Genomic DNA, 478 nt, shown 5'->3' on the forward strand with positions numbered 1-478 from the left:
GGACTTCACCTCCTATGAGGACGCCCGCGACGCAGCGCCGGCAGCCCCCATCCCCGATCAGTCGAGCGGGGCCGACATGCTCTATTCCTCCGGCACCACCGGCAAGCCGAAGGGCATCCGCACGCCGCTTTCGGGCGCGCCGATCGATGCGCCCAATCCGCTCCAGATGATGGCGCAGATGGTGTTCGGCATTCAGGAAAGCGCGATCTATCTCTCGCCCGCGCCGCTCTATCATGCCGCGCCGCTGCGCTGGTGCATGAGCGTGCACAAGATCGGCGGCACGGTCGTGTGCATGGAGAAGTTCGAGCCGGAGGCCTATCTCGCCGCCGTCCAGCGCTACCGCGTGACCGACAGCCAGCTCGTGCCCACAATGTTCGTGCGCATGCTGAAGCTGCCCGAAGCGGTGCGCGCCGCCTATGACGTGTCATCGCTGAAGATGGCGGTGCATGCCGCCGCGCCCTGCCCGGTGGCGGTGAAG

General features: G+C 67.2%; 1 protein-coding gene. It reads left to right on the forward strand.

Annotated elements, in window-relative coordinates; translation table 11 throughout:
- A partial coding sequence (locus tag ACLD7X_RS18680) for an AMP-binding protein (RefSeq protein WP_411425176.1) occupies positions 1 to 478 on the forward strand: 478 nt, incomplete at both ends.

Source organism: Aphanothece microscopica RSMan92, assembly GCF_046613545.2.
GTDB lineage: Bacteria > Cyanobacteriota > Cyanobacteriia > PCC-6307 > Cyanobiaceae > NIES-981.